Origin of the sequence: Cryobacterium cryoconiti, from assembly GCF_004403065.1 — a bacterium.
Classification (GTDB): Bacteria; Actinomycetota; Actinomycetes; order Actinomycetales; family Microbacteriaceae; genus Cryobacterium; species Cryobacterium cryoconiti.
This window is the reverse complement of sequence record NZ_SOHA01000021.1, coordinates 19,410-35,695: the sequence shown is the minus strand read 5'-3', so window position 1 is coordinate 35,695 and position 16,286 is coordinate 19,410. Positions and strand designations below refer to the sequence as shown.

The 16,286-nt window shown below is 62.9% G+C and carries 28 protein-coding genes; all 28 read right to left on the bottom strand.

Annotated elements, in window-relative coordinates; all coding sequences use genetic code 11:
• Positions 1-4: 4 nt before the first annotated feature.
• The 28 genes from E3T49_RS08040 to tuf all read right to left on the bottom strand — a co-directional run bounded on the left by E3T49_RS08040 (position 5) and on the right by tuf (position 16,156).
• Positions 5-334 (bottom strand): PTS sugar transporter subunit IIB, encoded by a 330-nt coding sequence (locus E3T49_RS08040; protein ID WP_134424425.1) that lies wholly within the window; start codon positions 332-334, stop codon positions 5-7.
• 124 nt (positions 335-458) lie between these two features.
• Positions 459-1,289, bottom strand: coding sequence for a type I methionyl aminopeptidase (gene map / locus E3T49_RS08035; protein ID WP_134424424.1), 831 nt, complete (start codon positions 1,287-1,289; stop codon positions 459-461).
• A 57-nt stretch (positions 1,290-1,346) separates the two neighbouring features.
• Positions 1,347-1,961 carry an adenylate kinase gene (locus E3T49_RS08030; RefSeq protein ID WP_134424423.1) on the bottom strand — a complete coding sequence of 205 codons (615 nt, stop codon included), beginning with the start codon at positions 1,959-1,961 and terminating at the stop codon, positions 1,347-1,349.
• Complete coding sequence (gene secY, locus E3T49_RS08025; protein ID WP_134424422.1) at positions 1,958-3,280, bottom strand: preprotein translocase subunit SecY; 1,323 nt, start codon at positions 3,278-3,280, stop codon at positions 1,958-1,960. Before secY ends, E3T49_RS08030 begins: the two co-directional genes overlap by 4 nt.
• Before the next feature lie 98 nt (positions 3,281-3,378).
• Positions 3,379-3,936 (bottom strand): 50S ribosomal protein L15, encoded by a 558-nt coding sequence (gene rplO, locus E3T49_RS08020; RefSeq protein WP_134369270.1) that lies wholly within the window; start codon positions 3,934-3,936, stop codon positions 3,379-3,381.
• A complete protein-coding gene (gene rpmD, locus E3T49_RS08015; protein ID WP_174235710.1) occupies positions 3,936-4,118 on the bottom strand; it encodes a 50S ribosomal protein L30 in 183 nt (60 codons plus the stop codon). Before rpmD ends, rplO begins: the two co-directional genes overlap by 1 nt.
• Complete coding sequence (rpsE, locus tag E3T49_RS08010) at positions 4,118-4,789, bottom strand: 30S ribosomal protein S5 (protein WP_104101028.1); 672 nt, start codon at positions 4,787-4,789, stop codon at positions 4,118-4,120. Before rpsE ends, rpmD begins: the two co-directional genes overlap by 1 nt.
• 35 nt (positions 4,790-4,824) lie before the next feature.
• Positions 4,825-5,196 carry a 50S ribosomal protein L18 gene (gene rplR, locus E3T49_RS08005; RefSeq protein ID WP_134363329.1) on the bottom strand — a complete coding sequence of 124 codons (372 nt, stop codon included), beginning with the start codon at positions 5,194-5,196 and terminating at the stop codon, positions 4,825-4,827.
• 2 nt (positions 5,197-5,198) lie between these two features.
• A complete protein-coding gene (rplF, locus tag E3T49_RS08000; protein ID WP_134424421.1) occupies positions 5,199-5,735 on the bottom strand; it encodes a 50S ribosomal protein L6 in 537 nt (178 codons plus the stop codon).
• Positions 5,736-5,741: 6 nt separating this feature from the next.
• Positions 5,742-6,140, bottom strand: a complete 399-nt coding sequence (gene rpsH / locus E3T49_RS07995; RefSeq protein ID WP_134363327.1) for a 30S ribosomal protein S8 — start codon at positions 6,138-6,140, stop codon at positions 5,742-5,744.
• Positions 6,141-6,258: 118 nt separating this feature from the next.
• Positions 6,259-6,861, bottom strand: coding sequence for a 50S ribosomal protein L5 (rplE, locus tag E3T49_RS07990; protein ID WP_134363326.1), 603 nt, complete (start codon positions 6,859-6,861; stop codon positions 6,259-6,261).
• Positions 6,861-7,220 (bottom strand): 50S ribosomal protein L24, encoded by a 360-nt coding sequence (rplX, locus tag E3T49_RS07985; RefSeq protein WP_134424420.1) that lies wholly within the window; start codon positions 7,218-7,220, stop codon positions 6,861-6,863. Before rplX ends, rplE begins: the two co-directional genes overlap by 1 nt.
• 3 nt (positions 7,221-7,223) lie before the next feature.
• The gene (gene rplN, locus E3T49_RS07980; RefSeq protein WP_134365618.1) at positions 7,224-7,592 is read right to left on the bottom strand and encodes a 50S ribosomal protein L14; all 369 of its coding nucleotides are present in this window, start codon (positions 7,590-7,592) and stop codon (positions 7,224-7,226) included.
• 33 nt (positions 7,593-7,625) lie between these two features.
• The gene (gene rpsQ, locus E3T49_RS07975) at positions 7,626-7,925 is read right to left on the bottom strand and encodes a 30S ribosomal protein S17 (RefSeq protein ID WP_134424419.1); all 300 of its coding nucleotides are present in this window, start codon (positions 7,923-7,925) and stop codon (positions 7,626-7,628) included.
• Positions 7,926-7,927: 2 nt separating this feature from the next.
• Positions 7,928-8,245 (bottom strand): 50S ribosomal protein L29, encoded by a 318-nt coding sequence (gene rpmC / locus E3T49_RS16740; protein WP_134363323.1) that lies wholly within the window; start codon positions 8,243-8,245, stop codon positions 7,928-7,930.
• Positions 8,245-8,664: a 50S ribosomal protein L16 gene (gene rplP / locus E3T49_RS07965; RefSeq protein WP_104100963.1), complete on the bottom strand. Its 420-nt coding sequence runs from the start codon at positions 8,662-8,664 to the stop codon at positions 8,245-8,247. Before rplP ends, rpmC begins: the two co-directional genes overlap by 1 nt.
• Before the next feature lie 2 nt (positions 8,665-8,666).
• Complete coding sequence (gene rpsC / locus E3T49_RS07960) at positions 8,667-9,428, bottom strand: 30S ribosomal protein S3 (RefSeq protein ID WP_134363322.1); 762 nt, start codon at positions 9,426-9,428, stop codon at positions 8,667-8,669.
• On the bottom strand, positions 9,428-9,793 hold the full coding sequence (gene rplV, locus E3T49_RS07955; RefSeq protein WP_134424418.1) for a 50S ribosomal protein L22: 366 nt from the start codon (positions 9,791-9,793) through the stop codon (positions 9,428-9,430). The genes rpsC and rplV overlap by 1 nt, the downstream gene beginning before the upstream one ends.
• Before the next feature lie 26 nt (positions 9,794-9,819).
• Positions 9,820-10,101 carry a 30S ribosomal protein S19 gene (rpsS, locus tag E3T49_RS07950; RefSeq protein ID WP_104100966.1) on the bottom strand — a complete coding sequence of 94 codons (282 nt, stop codon included), beginning with the start codon at positions 10,099-10,101 and terminating at the stop codon, positions 9,820-9,822.
• Between the two features lie 9 nt (positions 10,102-10,110).
• On the bottom strand, positions 10,111-10,950 hold the full coding sequence (rplB, locus tag E3T49_RS07945) for a 50S ribosomal protein L2 (protein ID WP_104100967.1): 840 nt from the start codon (positions 10,948-10,950) through the stop codon (positions 10,111-10,113).
• 25 nt (positions 10,951-10,975) lie between these two features.
• A complete protein-coding gene (gene rplW / locus E3T49_RS07940) occupies positions 10,976-11,278 on the bottom strand; it encodes a 50S ribosomal protein L23 (protein ID WP_104100968.1) in 303 nt (100 codons plus the stop codon).
• The gene (rplD, locus tag E3T49_RS07935; protein ID WP_104100969.1) at positions 11,278-11,928 is read right to left on the bottom strand and encodes a 50S ribosomal protein L4; all 651 of its coding nucleotides are present in this window, start codon (positions 11,926-11,928) and stop codon (positions 11,278-11,280) included. Before rplD ends, rplW begins: the two co-directional genes overlap by 1 nt.
• A 4-nt stretch (positions 11,929-11,932) precedes the next feature.
• Positions 11,933-12,592: a 50S ribosomal protein L3 gene (rplC, locus tag E3T49_RS07930; protein ID WP_134363320.1), complete on the bottom strand. Its 660-nt coding sequence runs from the start codon at positions 12,590-12,592 to the stop codon at positions 11,933-11,935.
• Between the two features lie 8 nt (positions 12,593-12,600).
• Positions 12,601-12,909 carry a 30S ribosomal protein S10 gene (rpsJ, locus tag E3T49_RS07925; protein ID WP_035834607.1) on the bottom strand — a complete coding sequence of 103 codons (309 nt, stop codon included), beginning with the start codon at positions 12,907-12,909 and terminating at the stop codon, positions 12,601-12,603.
• A gap of 524 nt (positions 12,910-13,433) precedes the next feature.
• A complete protein-coding gene (locus tag E3T49_RS16415; protein WP_134424417.1) occupies positions 13,434-13,811 on the bottom strand; it encodes a hypothetical protein in 378 nt (125 codons plus the stop codon).
• 309 nt (positions 13,812-14,120) lie between these two features.
• On the bottom strand, positions 14,121-14,390 hold the full coding sequence (locus tag E3T49_RS07915; protein ID WP_134424416.1) for a hypothetical protein: 270 nt from the start codon (positions 14,388-14,390) through the stop codon (positions 14,121-14,123).
• A 199-nt stretch (positions 14,391-14,589) separates the two neighbouring features.
• Entirely contained in the window at positions 14,590-14,799 is a 210-nt protein-coding gene (locus tag E3T49_RS07910) for an antitoxin (RefSeq protein ID WP_134424415.1), read from the bottom strand.
• A gap of 163 nt (positions 14,800-14,962) precedes the next feature.
• Positions 14,963-16,156: an elongation factor Tu gene (tuf, locus tag E3T49_RS07905; protein WP_104171753.1), complete on the bottom strand. Its 1,194-nt coding sequence runs from the start codon at positions 16,154-16,156 to the stop codon at positions 14,963-14,965.
• Positions 16,157-16,286 lie beyond the last annotated feature (130 nt).

Below are 16,286 nucleotides of genomic sequence, written 5' to 3'. Positions count from 1 at the left end.
CAGGCTACTTCTTCGTTTCTGCCCAGTCTCGCGTCTTGTAGGCGTAGATGGCCGCGTCCAGCGCTTCATCCCCGTTCTGCGAGGCGAAGACGGTGGCCTCCATCAGGGCCACTCCCACGCCGACGTGAACGGCCTGCAGGCGGATCTTTTCGAAGCGGGGTGCCAGGTGGGGACCCACCAGCAGCACGTCGACCGGCCCGAGGGAGGCGGGCAGGTCCGATTCGCTGCCCGCGGCAACATGCACGTCCAGACCGCGGGCCTCCGCGGTGTGCCGAACCCGGTGCGCAACGAAGGCACTGGAAGCTCCAGCACCGCAGATGACGAGAATCCTCATTGAATCGCTCTTTTCCGATTGCCGAGACGGACGATTTTGTCCTTACCTCAATCTTCCCGCTTCCGCGCACGGGAAAAAACCACAACCACTCCCCCAGGCCTGGCTGTTGCCGATCGAACGCGGGCTACTGGATCGGAACGGGGGTGATGCCGAACGGCGCCAACGCCGCAGCGCCGCCGTCGGCAGCGGTCAGCACCCAGATTCCATCCTTGTGCACGGCGACGCTGTGCTCCCAGTGCGCGGCCGCCAGACCGTCGCTGGTGGCGACGGTCCAATCGTCTTCACGCACGTACGTGTCGATGGAACCCAGAACGACCATCGGCTCGATGGCGACCACGAGTCCGGGCTTCACATCCGGCCCCTTCTGACGCACGCGATAGTTGAACACGGGCGGGGCCTCGTGCATGGACCGGCCGATGCCGTGACCGACGTAGTCGGTGAGGATTCCGTAGCTGCCCTGGGATTCGACGTAGTCCTCGATGGCCTCACCGACCTCGTTGAGGTGGCGGGCCACCGCAAGGCGGGCGATTCCGTGCCACAACGACTGCTCGGTGACGTGCGACAACTTCTGGCGCTCGGCGACGATCTCCGGGCGGTCCGGATCGGGGATCACGAACGAGAACGCAGCGTCGCCGTTCCAGCCCTCGATGATGGCGCCGCTGTCGATGGACACGATGTCGCCGGCTCCGAGCACTCGTGCACCGGGGATGCCGTGCACGACATCGTCGTTGACGGACGCGCACACCGTGTGGTGGTAGCCCTGCTCCAGCTTGAAGTTGGGCAGGCCGCCACGGGCCACGATGGCCGCTTCCGCCGCAGCATCGAGCTCCAGCGTGGTCGCGCCGACCCTGATGGCCGCCCGCGCCGCGTCCAATGATGCAGCCGTGGCCAGCCCGGGGGCGACCATCAACCGCATCTGCGCCGGCGACTTGTAGATGGAACGGCGAAGGCTCATTGTGAAATTCTCTGCAGACTGCTGAGGACGCGCCCGCCGAAGGGCCGCGCGTCCGGGTTAGGAGGCGCTGGCTGCGTCTCCGCTGGCCACGGGCACGGAAAGTCCGCGCTCGGCCAGGGCGTCGAGGATGCGACCGGTCACCTCGTCCACGGCGCCGAGGCCGTCGACCGTGACCACAAGACCGCGGGAGGAGTAAATGTCGATCAGAGGAGCGGTCTGCTCCTCGTAGACGGCAAGGCGGTGACGGATGACGTCGGCAGTGTCGTCCGCGCGACCCTGCTCCGCAGCGCGCTTGAGGAGTCGGGCCACGACCTCTTCGGTGTCGGCCACGATCAGCACGACTGCGTCCAGCGCACCGTTGTCAGCTTCGAGCAGACGGTCCAATTCGTGAACCTGGTCCTGCGTGCGCGGATAGCCGTCGAGAAGGAACCCGTCGACCGCGTCCTCCTGCTGCAACCGATCGGACACGATGGCGTTGGTGAGAGAGTCGGGCACGTACGCGCCGGCATCCATGAACGCCTTGACCTGGAGACCCAGCTCGGTGTCGTTCTTCACGTTGTAGCGGAAGATGTCCCCGGTGGAGACGGCCGGCACGGCGAACGCCTCGGACAGGCGTTCGGCTTGCGTGCCCTTGCCCGCGCCGGGCGGGCCGATCAGGAGAAGACGGGTCATCGGAGGAGCCCTTCGTAGTGGCGCTGCTGGAGTTGTGCGTCGATCTGCTTGACCGTCTCGAGTCCCACACCGACCACGATCAGGATGCTGGCCCCGCCGAACGGGAAGTTCTGGTCGGCGCCGATCGCGGAGAACGCGATCAGAGGCAGCAGGGCGATCAGGCCGAGGTACAGGGCACCGGGCAGCGTCACCCGGGTGAGAACGAAGTCCAGGTATTCGGCGGTCGGTCGACCGGCACGAATGCCCGGGATGAATCCGCCGTACTTCTTCATGTTGTCGGCGACCTCTTCGGGGTTGAAGGTGATCGCGACGTAGAAGTAGGTGAATCCGACGATGAGGAGGAAGTACAGCGCCATGTACAGCGGGTCGTTGCCCTGGGTGAGGTTGTTGGTGACCCAGGTGACCCACGCCGGCGGAGCCTGTCCGGCGGCAGGCTGGTTGAACTGCGCGATCAGGGCCGGCAGGTAGAGCAGCGACGACGCGAAGATGACGGGCACGACGCCGGCCATGTTGACCTTGATCGGGATGTACGTGTTGTTGCCGCCGTAGGTGCGGCGTCCGACCATCCGCTTGGCGTATTGCACCGGGATGCGTCGTTGGGACTGTTCGACGAAGACCACCGCGGCGACCACGACCAGGCCGATGGCGAGCACGATCAGCAGCACCTCGATGCCCTTCTGCTGGCCGATGGAGGCGAGCGAGCCGGGGAACAGGGCTGCGATCGACGTGAAGATCAGGAGGGACATGCCGTTGCCGATGCCGCGCTCAGTGATGAGCTCGCCCATCCACATGATCAGGCCGGTACCAGCGGTCATGGTGATGACCATGAGCATGATCGCGTACCAGGCGTCGTTGGTGAGCAGCTGAGAACACTCGGCGCTGGCCGACGTGCCGTAGAGCGCGCCGCTGCGGGCCACGGTGATCAGCGTTGTCGACTGAAGGATCGCAAGGGCGATGGTGAGGTACCGCGTGTACTGGGTGAGCGTGCCCTGTCCGGACGCGCCCTCCTTGTGCAGGGTCTCGAAGTGTGGGATGACCACGCGCAGCAACTGCACGATGATCGACGCGGTGATGTACGGCATGATGCCCAGCGCGAAGACCGACAGTTGCAGCAGAGCGCCACCGCTGAAGAGGTTCACGAGCTCATAGAGGCCGCTGGCGTCCTGATTCGCCGCCAGGCACGACTGCACGTTTCCGAAGTCGACGAAGGGGGCCGGAATGAACGACCCCAGTCTGAACAGGGCAACGATACCCAGGCTGAACCCGATTTTCCTGCGCAGGTCGGGCGTGCGGAATATCCGCGCAATGGCGCTGAACACAATGCCTCCAGTTAATAACGAGAAAAACGAGCTTGTCGAGACCAGCATCGAAAGATTTCGATTGGTGGCCTCGACAAGCTCGCTCAGCGTCTACGGACTTACTTGATTGAGCCACCCGCAGCGACGATCTTCTGCTCTGCTGAGCCGGAGACCTTATCCACTGCAATGTTCAGCTTAACGGCAATGTCACCGTTGCCGAGCACCTTGACCTTCTCGTTGTCGCGGACCGCGCCCTTGGCGACCAGGTCGGCGATGGTTACATCGCCGCCGTTCGGGTAGAGCTCGGCAAGCTTTTCCAGGTTCACAACCTGGTACTCGACGCGGAACGGGTTCTTGAACCCGCGCAGCTTCGGAGTACGCATGTGCAGCGGCATCTGCCCACCCTCGAACCCGATACGCACGTTGTAACGTGCCTTCGTGCCCTTGGTACCACGGCCGGCGGTCTTACCCTTGGATCCTTCACCACGACCGACGCGCATGCGCGACTTCTTGGCTCCGGGGGCAGGGCGAAGGTGGTGGACCTTCAGGACCTGCTCGCGCTTTTCGGTCGGAGCAGCCTTCACAGCGACCTTGGCGGTGGCAGCCTTCTTGGGGGCAGCCTTCTTTGCAGTGGCGGGCTTGGCGGCTGCGGTGGCAGCTTCCTTCTCGTCAGCCATTAGTCAATCTCCTCGACCTTTACGAGGTGAGCAACGGTGTTGACGTAGCCGCGGTTCTGCGAGTTGTCCTCGCGAATCGTGACTGCGCCAATGCGCTTGAGACCCAGGCTGCGAAGCGTGTCGCGCTGGTTCTGCTTCTCACTAATTTTGGACTTGATCTGTGTCACTTTGAGGCGAGCCATCAGGCACCTGCCTTTGCTGCTGCTGCAGCTGCTGCTGCGGCGGCGTCGGCACGCAGGAAGCGCGCCGGAGCGACGTCTTCGTACGCGAGGCCACGGCGAGCTGCAACCGCACGCGGCTCTTCGAGCTGGTGCAGGGCCTCGACGGTGGCGTGAACGATGTTGATGGTGTTCGACGAACCGAGCGACTTGCTCAGGACATCGTGGATGCCTGCGCACTCGAGGACGGCGCGCACCGGGCCACCGGCGATAACGCCGGTACCGGCAGCGGCGGGACGCAGCAGGACAACGCCGGCTGCGGCTTCACCCTGGACGGGGTGCGGGATCGTCAGGCCGACGCGGGGAACGCGGAAGAAGTTCTTCTTCGCTTCCTCGACGCCCTTGGAGATAGCGGTCGGGACCTCGCGGGCCTTGCCGTATCCAACGCCGACGAGGCCGTTTCCGTCACCGACGACGACGAGAGCGGTGAAGCTGAAGCGACGACCACCCTTCACCACCTTGGAAACGCGGTTGATGGTGACGACGCGCTCCAGGAACTGGCTCTTGTCGGCATCGCGGCTTCCGCGGTCCTTGTTCGGGTTGCGCTCACGGCCGCCACGACGAGCCTCGCGAGGCTCGTTCTGGGCGGGTGCCGTTGACGCAGCGGTTTCGACGGGTGCCTCTGCAGCCACCACGGTCTCCTTCGTTGCTGTGCTAGCGGTTTCAGTGCTCACAGGTTCAATCCACCCTCTCGAGCTCCATCGGCGATCGCAGCGACGCGTCCTGCGTACTTGCTTCCGCCACGGTCAAATACGACGGCTTCGATGCCGGCGGCCTTCGCACGCTCGGCGACGAGTTCGCCGACCTTGCGGGCCTTGGCGGTCTTGTCACCATCGAAGGTGCGCAGACCGTCTTCGAGCGTGGACGCCGACGCAAGGGTGAAGCCCTTGCTGTCGTCGACGACCTGCACGAAGACGTGGCGAGCCGAACGGGTCACGACGAGACGCGGACGAAGCGCGGTCCCCTCGATCTTCTTGCGAAGACGTGTGTGCCTGCGTCCGCGGGCAGCAGCCTTGCTCTTACCTCTAGTTCCGAGACCCATGGTTACTTACCACTCTTTCCGGCCTTGCGGCGAACAATCTCGCCGGCGTAACGCACACCCTTGCCCTTGTAGGGCTCAGGCTTGCGAATCTTACGGATGTTGGCGGCGACCTCGCCGACAGCCTGCTTGTCGATGCCACCGACCGTGAGGCGGTTGACGCTCTCGACGGTGAGGGTGATTCCGGCAGGTGCCTCGACGAGGACCGGGTGCGAGAAGCCGAGGGCGAACTCGATCGAGCTGCCCTTCTGGGCGACGCGGTAACCGGTACCGACGATCTCGAGGGACTTGGTGTAACCCACGGTCACCCCGATGATCTGGTTTGCGATCAGCGTTCGGGTCAGTCCGTGCAGCGAACGCGAGTTGCGCTCGTCGTTCGGGCGGGTGACGACAACGTGGCCGTCCTCGATCTTGACCTCGATGGGGTTCGCGACGGTGAGCGCGAGCTCACCCTTCGGGCCCTTGACGCTGACGCGCTGGCCTTCAGTGGCGACCGTGACATCCGCGGGGATCGGGATGGGGAGTCTTCCAATACGTGACATTGTCGGCTACCACACGTAGGCGAGAACTTCTCCGCCTACGCCCTTCTTCTCGGCCTGGCGGTCGGTGAGCAGACCGCTGGAGGTGGACAGGATGGCAACGCCGAGGCCACCGAGAACGGTGGGGATTTCGGTCGACTTCGCGTACACGCGCAGGCCGGGCTTGGAAACCCGCTTGATGCCGACGATGGAACGCTCGCGGTTCGGACCAAACTTGAGGTTGAGCGTGAGGGTCTTGCCGACCTCTGCATCCTTGACGTCCCAAGCCGAGATGTAACCCTGGGCCTTGAGGATGTCTGCGATGTTCGCTTTGAGCTTGCTGTGCGGCATGGACACGGTGTCGTGGAACGCCGAGTTAGCGTTGCGCAGTCTGGTCAGCATGTCTGCGACCGGATCTGTCATTGTCATTTGTGGTGCCTTTCTCGCCTGGTTTCGTTCATCCGTTACACGGGTGACGACCTTGGTCGTGGTGGGGCTGGACGGTTGTCCAGCCCCGGGTTTTTACTACAAGAGCCAAAGAGCTACTTTACTTGGTGTTTTCGGCCGTCTTGAACGGGAAGCCCAGCGCCTTGAGCAGCGCGCGTCCTTCGTCGTTGTTCTTGGCCGTCGTCACAACCGTGATATCCATACCGCGGATACGGTCGATCCGGTCCTGGTCGATCTCGTGGAACATGACCTGCTCGGTGAGACCGAAGGTGTAGTTACCGCTTCCATCGAACTGCTTGTCGCTCAAACCGCGGAAGTCGCGGATGCGCGGCAGCGCCAGGCTCAGAAGCCGGTCGAGGAACTCCCACATGCGGTCGCCACGAAGTGTGACGTGTGTGCCGATGGGCTGTCCTTCGCGCAGTTTGAACTGCGCGATCGACTTGCGGGCCTTGGTGACCTGCGGCTTCTGACCGGTGATCTTGGTGAGGTCGGAGACGGCCCCGTCCATGATCTTTCCGTCGCGAGCTGCCTCGCCGACACCCATGTTCACGACGATCTTGACCAGGTTCGGAACCTGGTGAACGTTCGTGAAGCCGAGGTCCTTGGTGAGCTGGGCCATGATCTCATCGCGGTACTTCTGCTTGAGACGCGGCAGGGCTGCCTCGACGGGCGCTTCTGCTGCTGCAACTGAAGAGTCGGTCATCAGAGGTCCTTCCCTGACTTCTTGGCGTAACGAACGCGGACTGTCTTGGTGACGCCGTCCTTCGTTACTTCTTCGAGGCGGAAGCCGACGCGAGTCGGCTTCTTGGTCTCCGGGTCGACGAGGGCCACGTTGGACACGTGAATCGGCGCCTCCATGGTCTCGATGCCACCGGTCTTGGTGCCGCGCTGGGTCTGGCCCACGCGAACGTGCTTGGTGACGAAGTTGATGCCCTCTACGAGGACGCGGTTCTTCTCCACCAGGACGGCGATGACCTTACCCTGCTTGCCACGGTCTCCGCCGCGGGCCTGGGTGCGGCCGGTAATGACCTCTACGAGGTCACCCTTTTTGAGTCTGGCCATGATTTAGATAACCTCCGGTGCCAGCGAGATGATCTTCATGAACTTCTTGTCGCGAAGCTCGCGACCGACCGGTCCGAAGATACGGGTGCCGCGGGGGTCACCTTCGTTCTTCAAAATCACTGCGGCGTTCTCATCGAACTTGATGTACGAACCGTCTGGACGACGGGTCTGCTTTTTGACGCGAACGACGACGGCCTTGACGACGTCGCCCTTCTTGACGTTGCCGCCCGGGATCGCATCCTTGACCGTGGCGACGATCGTGTCGCCCAGTCCGGCGTAGCGACGGCCGGAGCCGCCGAGCACGCGAATGGTCAACAGCTCCTTGGCACCCGTGTTGTCGGCAACCTTGAGTCGTGATTCTTGCTGAAGCACTTTTTATACCCTTCTATCAAGTAAGCGCGAGGCTTACTTGGCCTTCTCGAGGATCTCGACCAGGCGGAAGCGCTTGGTGGCGCTCAGCGGACGGGTCTCACTGATCAGGACCAGGTCACCGATGCCGGCAATGTTCGCCTCGTCGTGGACCTTCAGCTTGGATGTACGGCGGATGACCTTGCCGTACAGGGGGTGCTTCACGCGGTCTTCGACCTCGACAACGATGGTCTTGTCCATCTTGTCGCTGGTCACGTAACCACGCAGCGTCTTGCGGTAGCCGCGAACGAGAGCTTCAGCCTCGACAGCGACGACCTTTTCGTCAGTCTTCGCCATGACTAGGCCTCCTTCGTCTCGACGGCGTCAGCCTCAACTGCAGGCTTGGCCTTCTTGGTCTTCTTCTCAGCCTTGGCCGGAGCCTCGACCGGCGCGGGAGTCGGGCGAATACCCAACTCGCGCTCACGGAGAACCGTGTAGATGCGAGCGATGTCGCGCTTGACCGCACGCAGGCGGCCGTGGCTCTCGAGCTGGCCGGTGGCCGACTGGAAGCGAAGGTTGAAAAGTTCTTCCTTCGCCTTCTTCAGCTCATCGAACAACCGCTCGTTTTCAAAAGTGTCGAGCTCGACTGAGGCGAGCTCCTTGGATCCGATCGCCATTATGCGTCGCCCTCCTCGCGCTTGATGATGCGTGCCTTCAAGGGCAGTTTGTGAATAGCGCGGGTCAGCGCTTCCTTGGCAACGATGTCGGTGACACCGCTGAGTTCGAAAAGCACGCGACCCGGCTTGACGTTGGCAACCCACCACTCGACGGAACCCTTACCGGAACCCATTCGGGTTTCGGCCGGCTTCTTGGTGAGCGGACGGTCGGGGTAGATGTTGATCCAGACCTTGCCGCCGCGCTTCATGTGACGTGTGATCGCGATACGAGCGGACTCGATCTGACGGTTGGTCACATAAGCGGGCGTGAGGGCCTGGATGCCGTATTCACCGAACGACAGCTCGGTACCACCGGTTGCGTGGCCGGTACGGCCCGGGTGGTGCTGCTTGCGGTGCTTGACTCTGCGTGGAATCAACATGGTTATGCCTCAACTCCTGCTGCAACCGGAGCCGCTGCCTCTGCGCGGGGCGCACGACGCGGTCGGTCGTCACGACGCTCGGGGCGGGACGACTTAGCGTTGGCCTGCTCGCGAGCGAGTTCCTTGTTGGTGATGTCGCCCTTGTAGATCCAGACCTTCACGCCGATACGGCCGAAGGTGGTCTTGGCTTCGTAGAAGCCGTAGTCGATGTTCGCGCGCAGGGTGTGCAGGGGCACACGGCCTTCGCGGTAGAACTCCGAACGGCTCATCTCGGCGCCACCAAGGCGACCGGACACCTGGATGCGAACACCCTTGGCGCCGGCGCGCTGGGCACCCTGCAGGCCCTTACGCATCGCGCGGCGGAATGCCACACGAGCGGAGAGCTGCTCGGCGATTCCCTGAGCGACGAGCTGAGCGTCGACCTCGGGGTTCTTCACCTCGAGGATGTTCAGCTGGATCTGCTTCGCGGTGAGCTTCTCGAGGTCGGAGCGGATGCGCTCGGCCTCCGCGCCGCGGCGACCGATCACAATGCCCGGACGGGCGGTGTGAATGTCGACGCGAACGCGGTCACGAGTGCGCTCGATCTCGATGCGGGACACGCCGGCGCGGTCGAGGCTGGTGCTCAACAGGCGGCGGATCTTGACGTCTTCAGCGACGAAGTCGCTGTAACGCTGGCCGGGCTTCGTGCTGTCAGAGAACCAACGCGACACGTGGTCGGTCGTGATTCCCAGACGGAAGCCATAGGGGTTTACTTTCTGACCCATTACTTCGTACCCTCCTCAGGAGTGGCGAGCACAACCGTGATGTGGCTCGTGCGCTTCTTGATCTGGAATGCGCGACCCTGTGCGCGGGCCTGGAAACGCTTGAGGGTCGTACCCTCATCAACGAATGCCTGGCTGACGAACAGGTCCTGCTCGTCCAGGAAGGTGTTGGCTGCATCAGCCTTGACCCGGGCGTTGGCCATTGCCGAGGCAACCAGCTTGTACACCGGGTCGCTCGCGCCCTGCGGCGCGAACTTCAGAATTCCCAGGGCCTCATAGGCCTGCTTGCCGCGGATCAGGTTGACAACGCGACGAGCCTTCTGGGGGGTAACGCGGATGTGACGCACGCGTGCGATCGACTCCACCATTTCTTATCCTCCTTCACGTCACCGCGTTAGCGGCGACGGCCCTTCTTGTCGTCCTTCACGTGACCACGGAAGGTGCGGGTGGGCGCAAACTCGCCGAGCTTGTGCCCGACCATGCTCTCGGTGACGAACACCGGGATGTGCTTGCGTCCGTCGTGCACGGCGATGGTGTGCCCGAGCATGCCGGGGATGATCATCGAACGGCGCGACCAGGTCTTGATTACGTTCTTGCTACTGGCTTCGTTCGCCTTGACAACCTTGCGAAGCAGGTGGTCGTCAACGAACGGGCCTTTCTTGAGACTGCGTGGCATCGTCTACTCCTACTTACGCTTCTTGCCGACGGTACGGCGACGAACGATGAGCTTGTCGCTTTCCTTGTTCGGGTGGCGGGTGCGCCCTTCCTTCTGGCCCCAGGGGCTGACGGGGTGACGTCCACCGGACGTCTTACCCTCACCACCACCGTGCGGGTGGTCGACCGGGTTCATGGCAACACCACGAACGGTCGGGCGAACGCCTTTCCAGCGCATACGGCCGGCCTTGCCCCAGTTGATGTTCGACTGCTCGGCGTTGCCGACCTCGCCGATCGTGGCGCGGCAGCGGGCGTCGACGTTACGGATTTCTCCGGACGGCAGGCGCAGCTGGGCGTAGATGCCATCCTTCGCGACGAGACGAACAGACGATCCGGCGGAGCGGGCCATCTTGGCGCCACCGCCCGGACGCAGCTCGACCGCGTGAATGATGGTACCGGTGGGGATGTTCTTCAGCGGCAGGTTGTTGCCGGGCTTGATGTCAGCACCGGCGCCCGACTCTACGATGTCGCCCTGGTTCAGCTTGTTCGGGGCGATGATGTAACGCTTGGAACCGTCCATGAAGTGCAGGAGCGCGATGCGGGCCGTACGGTTCGGGTCGTACTCGATGTGAGCGACCTTGGCGTTGACGCCGTCTTTGTCGTTACGACGGAAGTCGATCAGACGGTACTGACGCTTGTGTCCACCACCGATGTGACGGGTGGTGATGCGACCCTGGTTGTTGCGGCCACCGGTCTTGGACAGGGGGCGAAGCAGGGACTTCTCCGGCGTGGAGCGGGTGATCTCTGCGAAGTCTGCAACAGATGAACCGCGACGACCGGGAGTCGTGGGCTTGAACTTACGAATAGCCATTTCTTATTCCTCTAGTCCGCGCCGCTTAGCCGACGGCCGTGAAGATGTCAATGGAACCGGACTTGAGCGTGACGATGGCACGCTTGGTGTCCTTGCGCTTGCCCTGACCGAACTTCGTGCGACGCGTCTTGCCGATGCGGTTCATGGTGTTGATCGAAGCGACCTCTACCTTGAAGATCTTCTCGATCGCGAGCTTGATTTCGGTCTTGTTCGAGCGCGGGTCCACGATGAAGGTGTACTTGCCTTCATCGATCAGGCCATAGCTCTTCTCAGAGACGACCGGAGCGATGATGACGTCGCGGGGATCCTTGTTGATCGGGGTAGCCATTATGCGGACACCTCTTCCTTCTTGGTCTTGCTCGCCACGAACGCGTCGAACGCGCCCTTGGTGAAGACGATGTCGTCGCTGACGAGCACGTCATAGGCATTCAGCTGGTCCCACGGCAGAACGTGCACCGTCGGCAGGTTGCGGATGCTGCGCAGCGTCAGTTCGTCGGTGCGCTCCAGAACGACCAGCACGTGCTTGCTGCTGGCGATCTGGCTGAGCAGCTCGATGGCACCCTTGGTGCTGGGCGTCTCGGCGCTGAACAGTGCGGTCACGACGTGAAGGCGGTCACCACGGGCGCGGTCGGAAAGCGATCCGCGCAGTGCTGCCGCGATCATCTTCTTGGGGGTGCGCTGTTCGTAGTTACGCGGGGTCGGTCCGTGGACGATGCCACCACCGGTCATCTGAGGGGCGCGGATCGAGCCCTGACGAGCGCGACCGGTTCCCTTCTGCTTGAACGGCTTGCGGCCGGAGCCGGAAACTTCGCCACGACGCTTGGTCTTGTGCGTACCCTGACGTGCGGCAGCGAGCTGCGCGACGACGACCTGGTGGATCAGCGGGACGTTGGTCTGAACGTCAAAGATTTCGGCGGGAAGCTCAACAGAGCCGGCCTTCTTACCCTTGGCGTCGATGAGATCGAGTGAGGTAGTCATAGGACTAGGCTCCCTTCACTGCATTGCGGACGAATACGAGGCGGCCCTTGGCACCGGGAACGGCACCCTTGACCAGCAGGAGGCCCTTCTCGGCGTCTACGGCGTGAACCTTGAGGTTCAGCACGGTGACGCGCTCGCCACCCATACGACCGGCCATGCGCATGCCCTTGAAGACACGGCTCGGGGTCGAGGAAGCACCGATGGAACCGGGCTTGCGGTGGTTACGGTGTGAACCGTGCGAGGAGGAAACACCCTTGAAGTTGTGACGCTTCATAACACCGGCGAAACCCTTACCCTTGCTGGTGCCCATGACGTCGACCTTGGTACCGGCTGCGAACACACCGTCAACGGTGAGTTCCTGGCCCAGGGTGTAGTCAGCGGCATCCGCAGTGCGGAGCTCGGTGAGGTGACGGCGAGGCGTGACGCCTGCCTTTTCGAAGTGTCCGGCGGAAGGCTTGTTGACCTTGCGCGGGTCGATGGCCCCAGCAGCGATCTGGACGCCGGCGTAGCCGTCGATGTCCTTGCTGCGGATCTGGGTGACAACGTTGGGCGAGATCTCGATGACGGTGACGGGAACGAGCTTGTTGTTCTCGTCCCAAACCTGCGTCATGCCGAGCTTCTTGCCGAGGAGACCCTTGGTGGTCTTGGTATCTGCGTAAGACATCGCGGGCCCTAGAGCTTGATCTCGATGTTGACGTCGGCCGGCAGGTCGAGACGCATAAGCGAGTCGACGGCCTTCGGGGTCGGGTCAATGATGTCGATCAGACGCTTGTGGGTGCGCATTTCAAAGTGCTCCCGGCTGTCCTTGTACTTGTGAGGCGAACGGATGACACACACCACGTTCTTCTCGGTCGGAAGCGGCACGGGACCGACGACAGTTGCACCCGCGCGGGTCACTGTGTCGACGATCTTGCGCGCCGAGATGTCGATGACCTCGTGGTCATACGACTTAAGTCGAATGCGGATTTTCTGTCCCGCCATGTCGAACTCGCTTTCTTGTCAAGGCTTCGTACATCCCGAGGGCTGCATTGGACGCCGTAGTAGCACTGCTGCTGTCGCACCACTGTTCATCTGTCAATTTCGGTTCGACCGCCAGGCGGTCTTCTCCGAGCCAACCCGCTTCTCCACACTCGCGCGTGGGGGAAGGCATGGATTTACCCAGCATTCCCGGCTGTTGGTTTGAGCTATGTTCTGCTACCCGCGGCCTAACTGTGCACCTGGCGCTTTTTACGGCGAACGGCACAAGCTATGCACTGCCTGGCAGTGATCCCGACACCGCGTGCAGCGCGGCAGTCGAAAGTGTTGAACTAGAAGAGTCTGCCACAGGGGCGGGTCATTGTGCAACCCGGGCGTGTCGCGTGCGGCGTGTCGGCACATCCGCGTCGTTCCGGGCCTCCCCCTGCTCTGCACCCCGGGCGCGTCGCCGGCTCGGAATCTCCCCCACAGTTCCCGTTCCGGTCGAGAGTGCCCGCTGCTGCGGTCACTCTCGACCGGAACGGGAACACTCAGCGCACGATAGGGAGGCCGGCCTGAGTCAGGATCCGCTGCAGACGTCGAGGTTCTCGAATGTCGTCGATCCCCCATCGAGCGAAGCTGTTTCCTTCGGCGCGGAGATGATCCTCGCGGATCTTCTCTGCGTACACAGCCTCCCCCGGTGTCATGGATCCGAGATACTCCTCTTTGAGGTACTTGCCGCGGCCGTCGAGTTCCCCGATTGTGCGGTAGTCCGGCCATTCGGTGTCGGTGTAGTAGAACCCACCGCGGGGATTGACATGCCGACGCTGCAGAATCGGGTCGGGAAATCCGAGCTCGAAGATCACGACGCGGCTTTCAGACTCCCCCGCGTTGGCAGCGAGTCCATTCCCGAATTCGATCGCCTTCATGGCCTGCCTTCCACCCCGCGGCGACACCACGCGGTCGTGAACCTCGAACAGCTCATCCTTGGTGACACGGTTCTCGACAGTGCTCCGAACAGGGTTGAGGGCGTAATCGATTGCAGAGACACTATCCCGAAGGTGCAGGGCGCGGCCCAGATCAACCAGGGTGCGCTGGGGACTCGTGACCAGCAAACCCCCGAGTTCGACGACATCCGCCGATTCGAGGCCTTCCCGGTGAATCCTGACTCCATTCTTGCTGCGCGCACTCGAGGCCGGGTCGACGATCAGGTGGACCACCCCCGGCCAGGCGCTGGCTCATGGATAGCCCCACAGCGCGGCCGCCGAATCGTAGGCAACCACCGGCATCCGTCGCCGGGTGCGCACCACGGCCATGATTCGTGCGCGGTACCGTTCGGCGGGAGTCATGGCCGCCCACAGCGCCTCGTCCACATAGGCGCCGCGGCGAATGCGCTCCCGGGCGCCCGCTGACTCGTCGCGTCTCAGCGGCCTGTCGTCCTGAGCAATTGCTACGACGTCCCGCACCAGGACGAGCCCCGACTTGTGGGTGATCTCGTTGTGTCTCATCCCCTCAGAGCTGCGACGAGGGACGCCAACCCACCCGGCAGGATCGAATCTGTGGGCAGCGGCCCGACCGAGAACACGGGGAGGGGGCAGCCGGCCACATAAACGCACTCGACTGTTGCCGTTCCGGTCGAGAGTGACCGCAAGAGCAGGCACTCTCGACCGGAAAGGTGACTATCGCGGGTCGCTGTGGGGGCAGACGCTAATCGTTGCCGATCTTGTCGTCGGCGGCCTTGCGGGCACCCTCGATCTTGTCCTCGTGCTTGCCGCCGGTGACCTTGTTGGCCGCATCGGCGGCTGAGGCGAGCAGCTTGTCGCTGATGTCCTCGGCCTGCTGGCTGGTCAGGGCTTCCTTGACCTTGTTGTCATCCAGGAAATTCCGGGCCTTCTTCGTGATGTCGTCCAGTGCCATGGCTCTGCCTCCTTGTCGGGCTGCGTGGCGCAGCGCGTTCCACATCAGCGTAGTGGTGGAAAGAGGGTGCGAAGAAGGCACGAAAAAAGGGGCCGGTCCCGAAGGACCGACCCCTTGATCTCGACCTGCTCGATCACCGTGGTGACTGTGCGGGCGAAGGGAACTACTTGATGATCTTGGTCACCGTTCCGGCGCCGACGGTGCGGCCACCTTCACGAATGGCGAAGCCGAGGCCCTCTTCCATGGCGATCGGCTGGATCAGCGCGACGTTCATGTCGGTGGTGTCGCCGGGCATGACCATCTCGGTGCCCTCAGGCAACGTGATGACGCCGGTGACGTCCGTGGTGCGGAAGTAGAACTGCGGGCGGTAGTTCGCGTAGAACGGGTTGTGACGCCCACCCTCATCCTTGGACAGGATGTACGCGGTGCCTTCGAAGTCGGTGTGCGGCGTGACCGAACCCGGCTTGACGACAACCTGGCCGCGCTCGACGTCTTCGCGCTTGGTGCCACGAAGAAGAAGACCACAGTTCTCGCCGGCCCATGCCTCGTCGAGCTGCTTGTGGAACATCTCGATACCAGTGACCGTGGTCTTGATGGTCGGGCGGATGCCGACAACCTCGACCTCGGAGTTGATCTTGAGGGTTCCACGCTCGGCGCGGCCGGTGACGACGGTTCCACGACCGGTGATCGTGAAGACGTCCTCGATCGGCATCAGGAAGGGCTTGTCCTTGTCGCGGACGGGCTCCGGGAAGTAGTCGTCGACAGCCTTCATGAGCTCAAGGATGTTGCCGACCCACTTCTCGTCGCCTTCAAGCGCCTTGAGTGCGGAAACGCGAACGACGGGAGCGTTGTCGCCGTCGAAGCCCTGGGCGGAGAGGAGTTCGCGAACCTCGAGCTCAACGAGCTCAAGGATCTCTTCGTCGTCAACCATGTCGGACTTGTTCAGTGCGACGAGCAGGGACGGCACGCCGACCTGCTTCGCCAGCAGAACGTGCTCGCGGGTCTGAGCCATCGGGCCGTCAGTGGCGGCAACCACGAGGATCGCGCCGTCCATCTGAGCAGCACCGGTGATCATGTTCTTGATGTAGTCAGCGTGGCCCGGTGCGTCAACGTGCGCATAGTGACGCTTTTCGGTCTCGTACTCAACGTGCGAGATGTTGATCGTGATACCGCGCTGGCGTTCTTCCGGAGCAGAGTCGATCGACGCGAAGTCGCGCTGAACGTTCGTCTTGGACGGGTACGTGTCGGCAAGGACCTTGGAGATCGCTGCAGTCAGCGTGGTCTTTCCGTGGTCAACGTGACCGATCGTTCCGATGTTTACGTGCGGCTTGGTCCGCTCGAACTTGGCCTTGGCCACTGTGGGTCCTCCTAGGACTCATGGCTCCATCGACCGCTGGTTTGCGGCCGGTGGAACTGCTGGATTTGTGTACTTATGCTACTAGGGCCGGGAGGCCGAAGCGATTTGGGCCCGAAGGCCCGGAGAGACC

Bases quoted from the DNA above. Each gene is read 5' to 3' on its own strand.
- E3T49_RS08040 (WP_134424425.1), bottom strand. From the start codon at position 334: ATGAGGATTCTCGTCATCTGCGGTGCTGGAGCTTCCAGTGCCTTCGTT.
- map (WP_134424424.1), bottom strand. From the start codon at position 1,289: ATGAGCCTTCGCCGTTCCATCTACAAGTCGCCGGCGCAGATGCGGTTG.
- E3T49_RS08030 (WP_134424423.1), bottom strand. From the start codon at position 1,961: ATGACCCGTCTTCTCCTGATCGGCCCGCCCGGCGCGGGCAAGGGCACG.
- rplO (WP_134369270.1), bottom strand. From the start codon at position 3,936: ATGGCTGACGAGAAGGAAGCTGCCACCGCAGCCGCCAAGCCCGCCACT.
- rpmD (WP_174235710.1), bottom strand. From the start codon at position 4,118: ATGGCTCGCCTCAAAGTGACACAGATCAAGTCCAAAATTAGTGAGAAG.
- rplR (WP_134363329.1), bottom strand. From the start codon at position 5,196: ATGGGTCTCGGAACTAGAGGTAAGAGCAAGGCTGCTGCCCGCGGACGC.
- rplF (WP_134424421.1), bottom strand. From the start codon at position 5,735: ATGTCACGTATTGGAAGACTCCCCATCCCGATCCCCGCGGATGTCACG.
- rpsH (WP_134363327.1), bottom strand. From the start codon at position 6,140: ATGACAATGACAGATCCGGTCGCAGACATGCTGACCAGACTGCGCAAC.
- rplE (WP_134363326.1), bottom strand. From the start codon at position 6,861: ATGACCGACTCTTCAGTTGCAGCAGCAGAAGCGCCCGTCGAGGCAGCC.
- rplX (WP_134424420.1), bottom strand. From the start codon at position 7,220: ATGGCCAGACTCAAAAAGGGTGACCTCGTAGAGGTCATTACCGGCCGC.
- rpsQ (WP_134424419.1), bottom strand. From the start codon at position 7,925: ATGGCGAAGACTGACGAAAAGGTCGTCGCTGTCGAGGCTGAAGCTCTC.
- rpmC (WP_134363323.1), bottom strand. From the start codon at position 8,245: ATGGCGATCGGATCCAAGGAGCTCGCCTCAGTCGAGCTCGACACTTTT.
- rplP (WP_104100963.1), bottom strand. From the start codon at position 8,664: ATGTTGATTCCACGCAGAGTCAAGCACCGCAAGCAGCACCACCCGGGC.
- rpsC (WP_134363322.1), bottom strand. From the start codon at position 9,428: ATGGGTCAGAAAGTAAACCCCTATGGCTTCCGTCTGGGAATCACGACC.
- rplV (WP_134424418.1), bottom strand. From the start codon at position 9,793: ATGGTGGAGTCGATCGCACGCGTGCGTCACATCCGCGTTACCCCCCAG.
- rpsS (WP_104100966.1), bottom strand. From the start codon at position 10,101: ATGCCACGCAGTCTCAAGAAAGGCCCGTTCGTTGACGACCACCTGCTT.
- rplB (WP_104100967.1), bottom strand. From the start codon at position 10,950: ATGGCTATTCGTAAGTTCAAGCCCACGACTCCCGGTCGTCGCGGTTCA.
- rplW (WP_104100968.1), bottom strand. From the start codon at position 11,278: ATGGCTACCCCGATCAACAAGGATCCCCGCGACGTCATCATCGCTCCG.
- rplD (WP_104100969.1), bottom strand. From the start codon at position 11,928: ATGACTACCTCACTCGATCTCATCGACGCCAAGGGTAAGAAGGCCGGC.
- rplC (WP_134363320.1), bottom strand. From the start codon at position 12,592: ATGTCTTACGCAGATACCAAGACCACCAAGGGTCTCCTCGGCAAGAAG.
- rpsJ (WP_035834607.1), bottom strand. From the start codon at position 12,909: ATGGCGGGACAGAAAATCCGCATTCGACTTAAGTCGTATGACCACGAG.
- E3T49_RS16415 (WP_134424417.1), bottom strand. From the start codon at position 13,811: ATGAAGGCGATCGAATTCGGGAATGGACTCGCTGCCAACGCGGGGGAG.
- E3T49_RS07915 (WP_134424416.1), bottom strand. From the start codon at position 14,390: ATGAGACACAACGAGATCACCCACAAGTCGGGGCTCGTCCTGGTGCGG.
- E3T49_RS07910 (WP_134424415.1), bottom strand. From the start codon at position 14,799: ATGGCACTGGACGACATCACGAAGAAGGCCCGGAATTTCCTGGATGAC.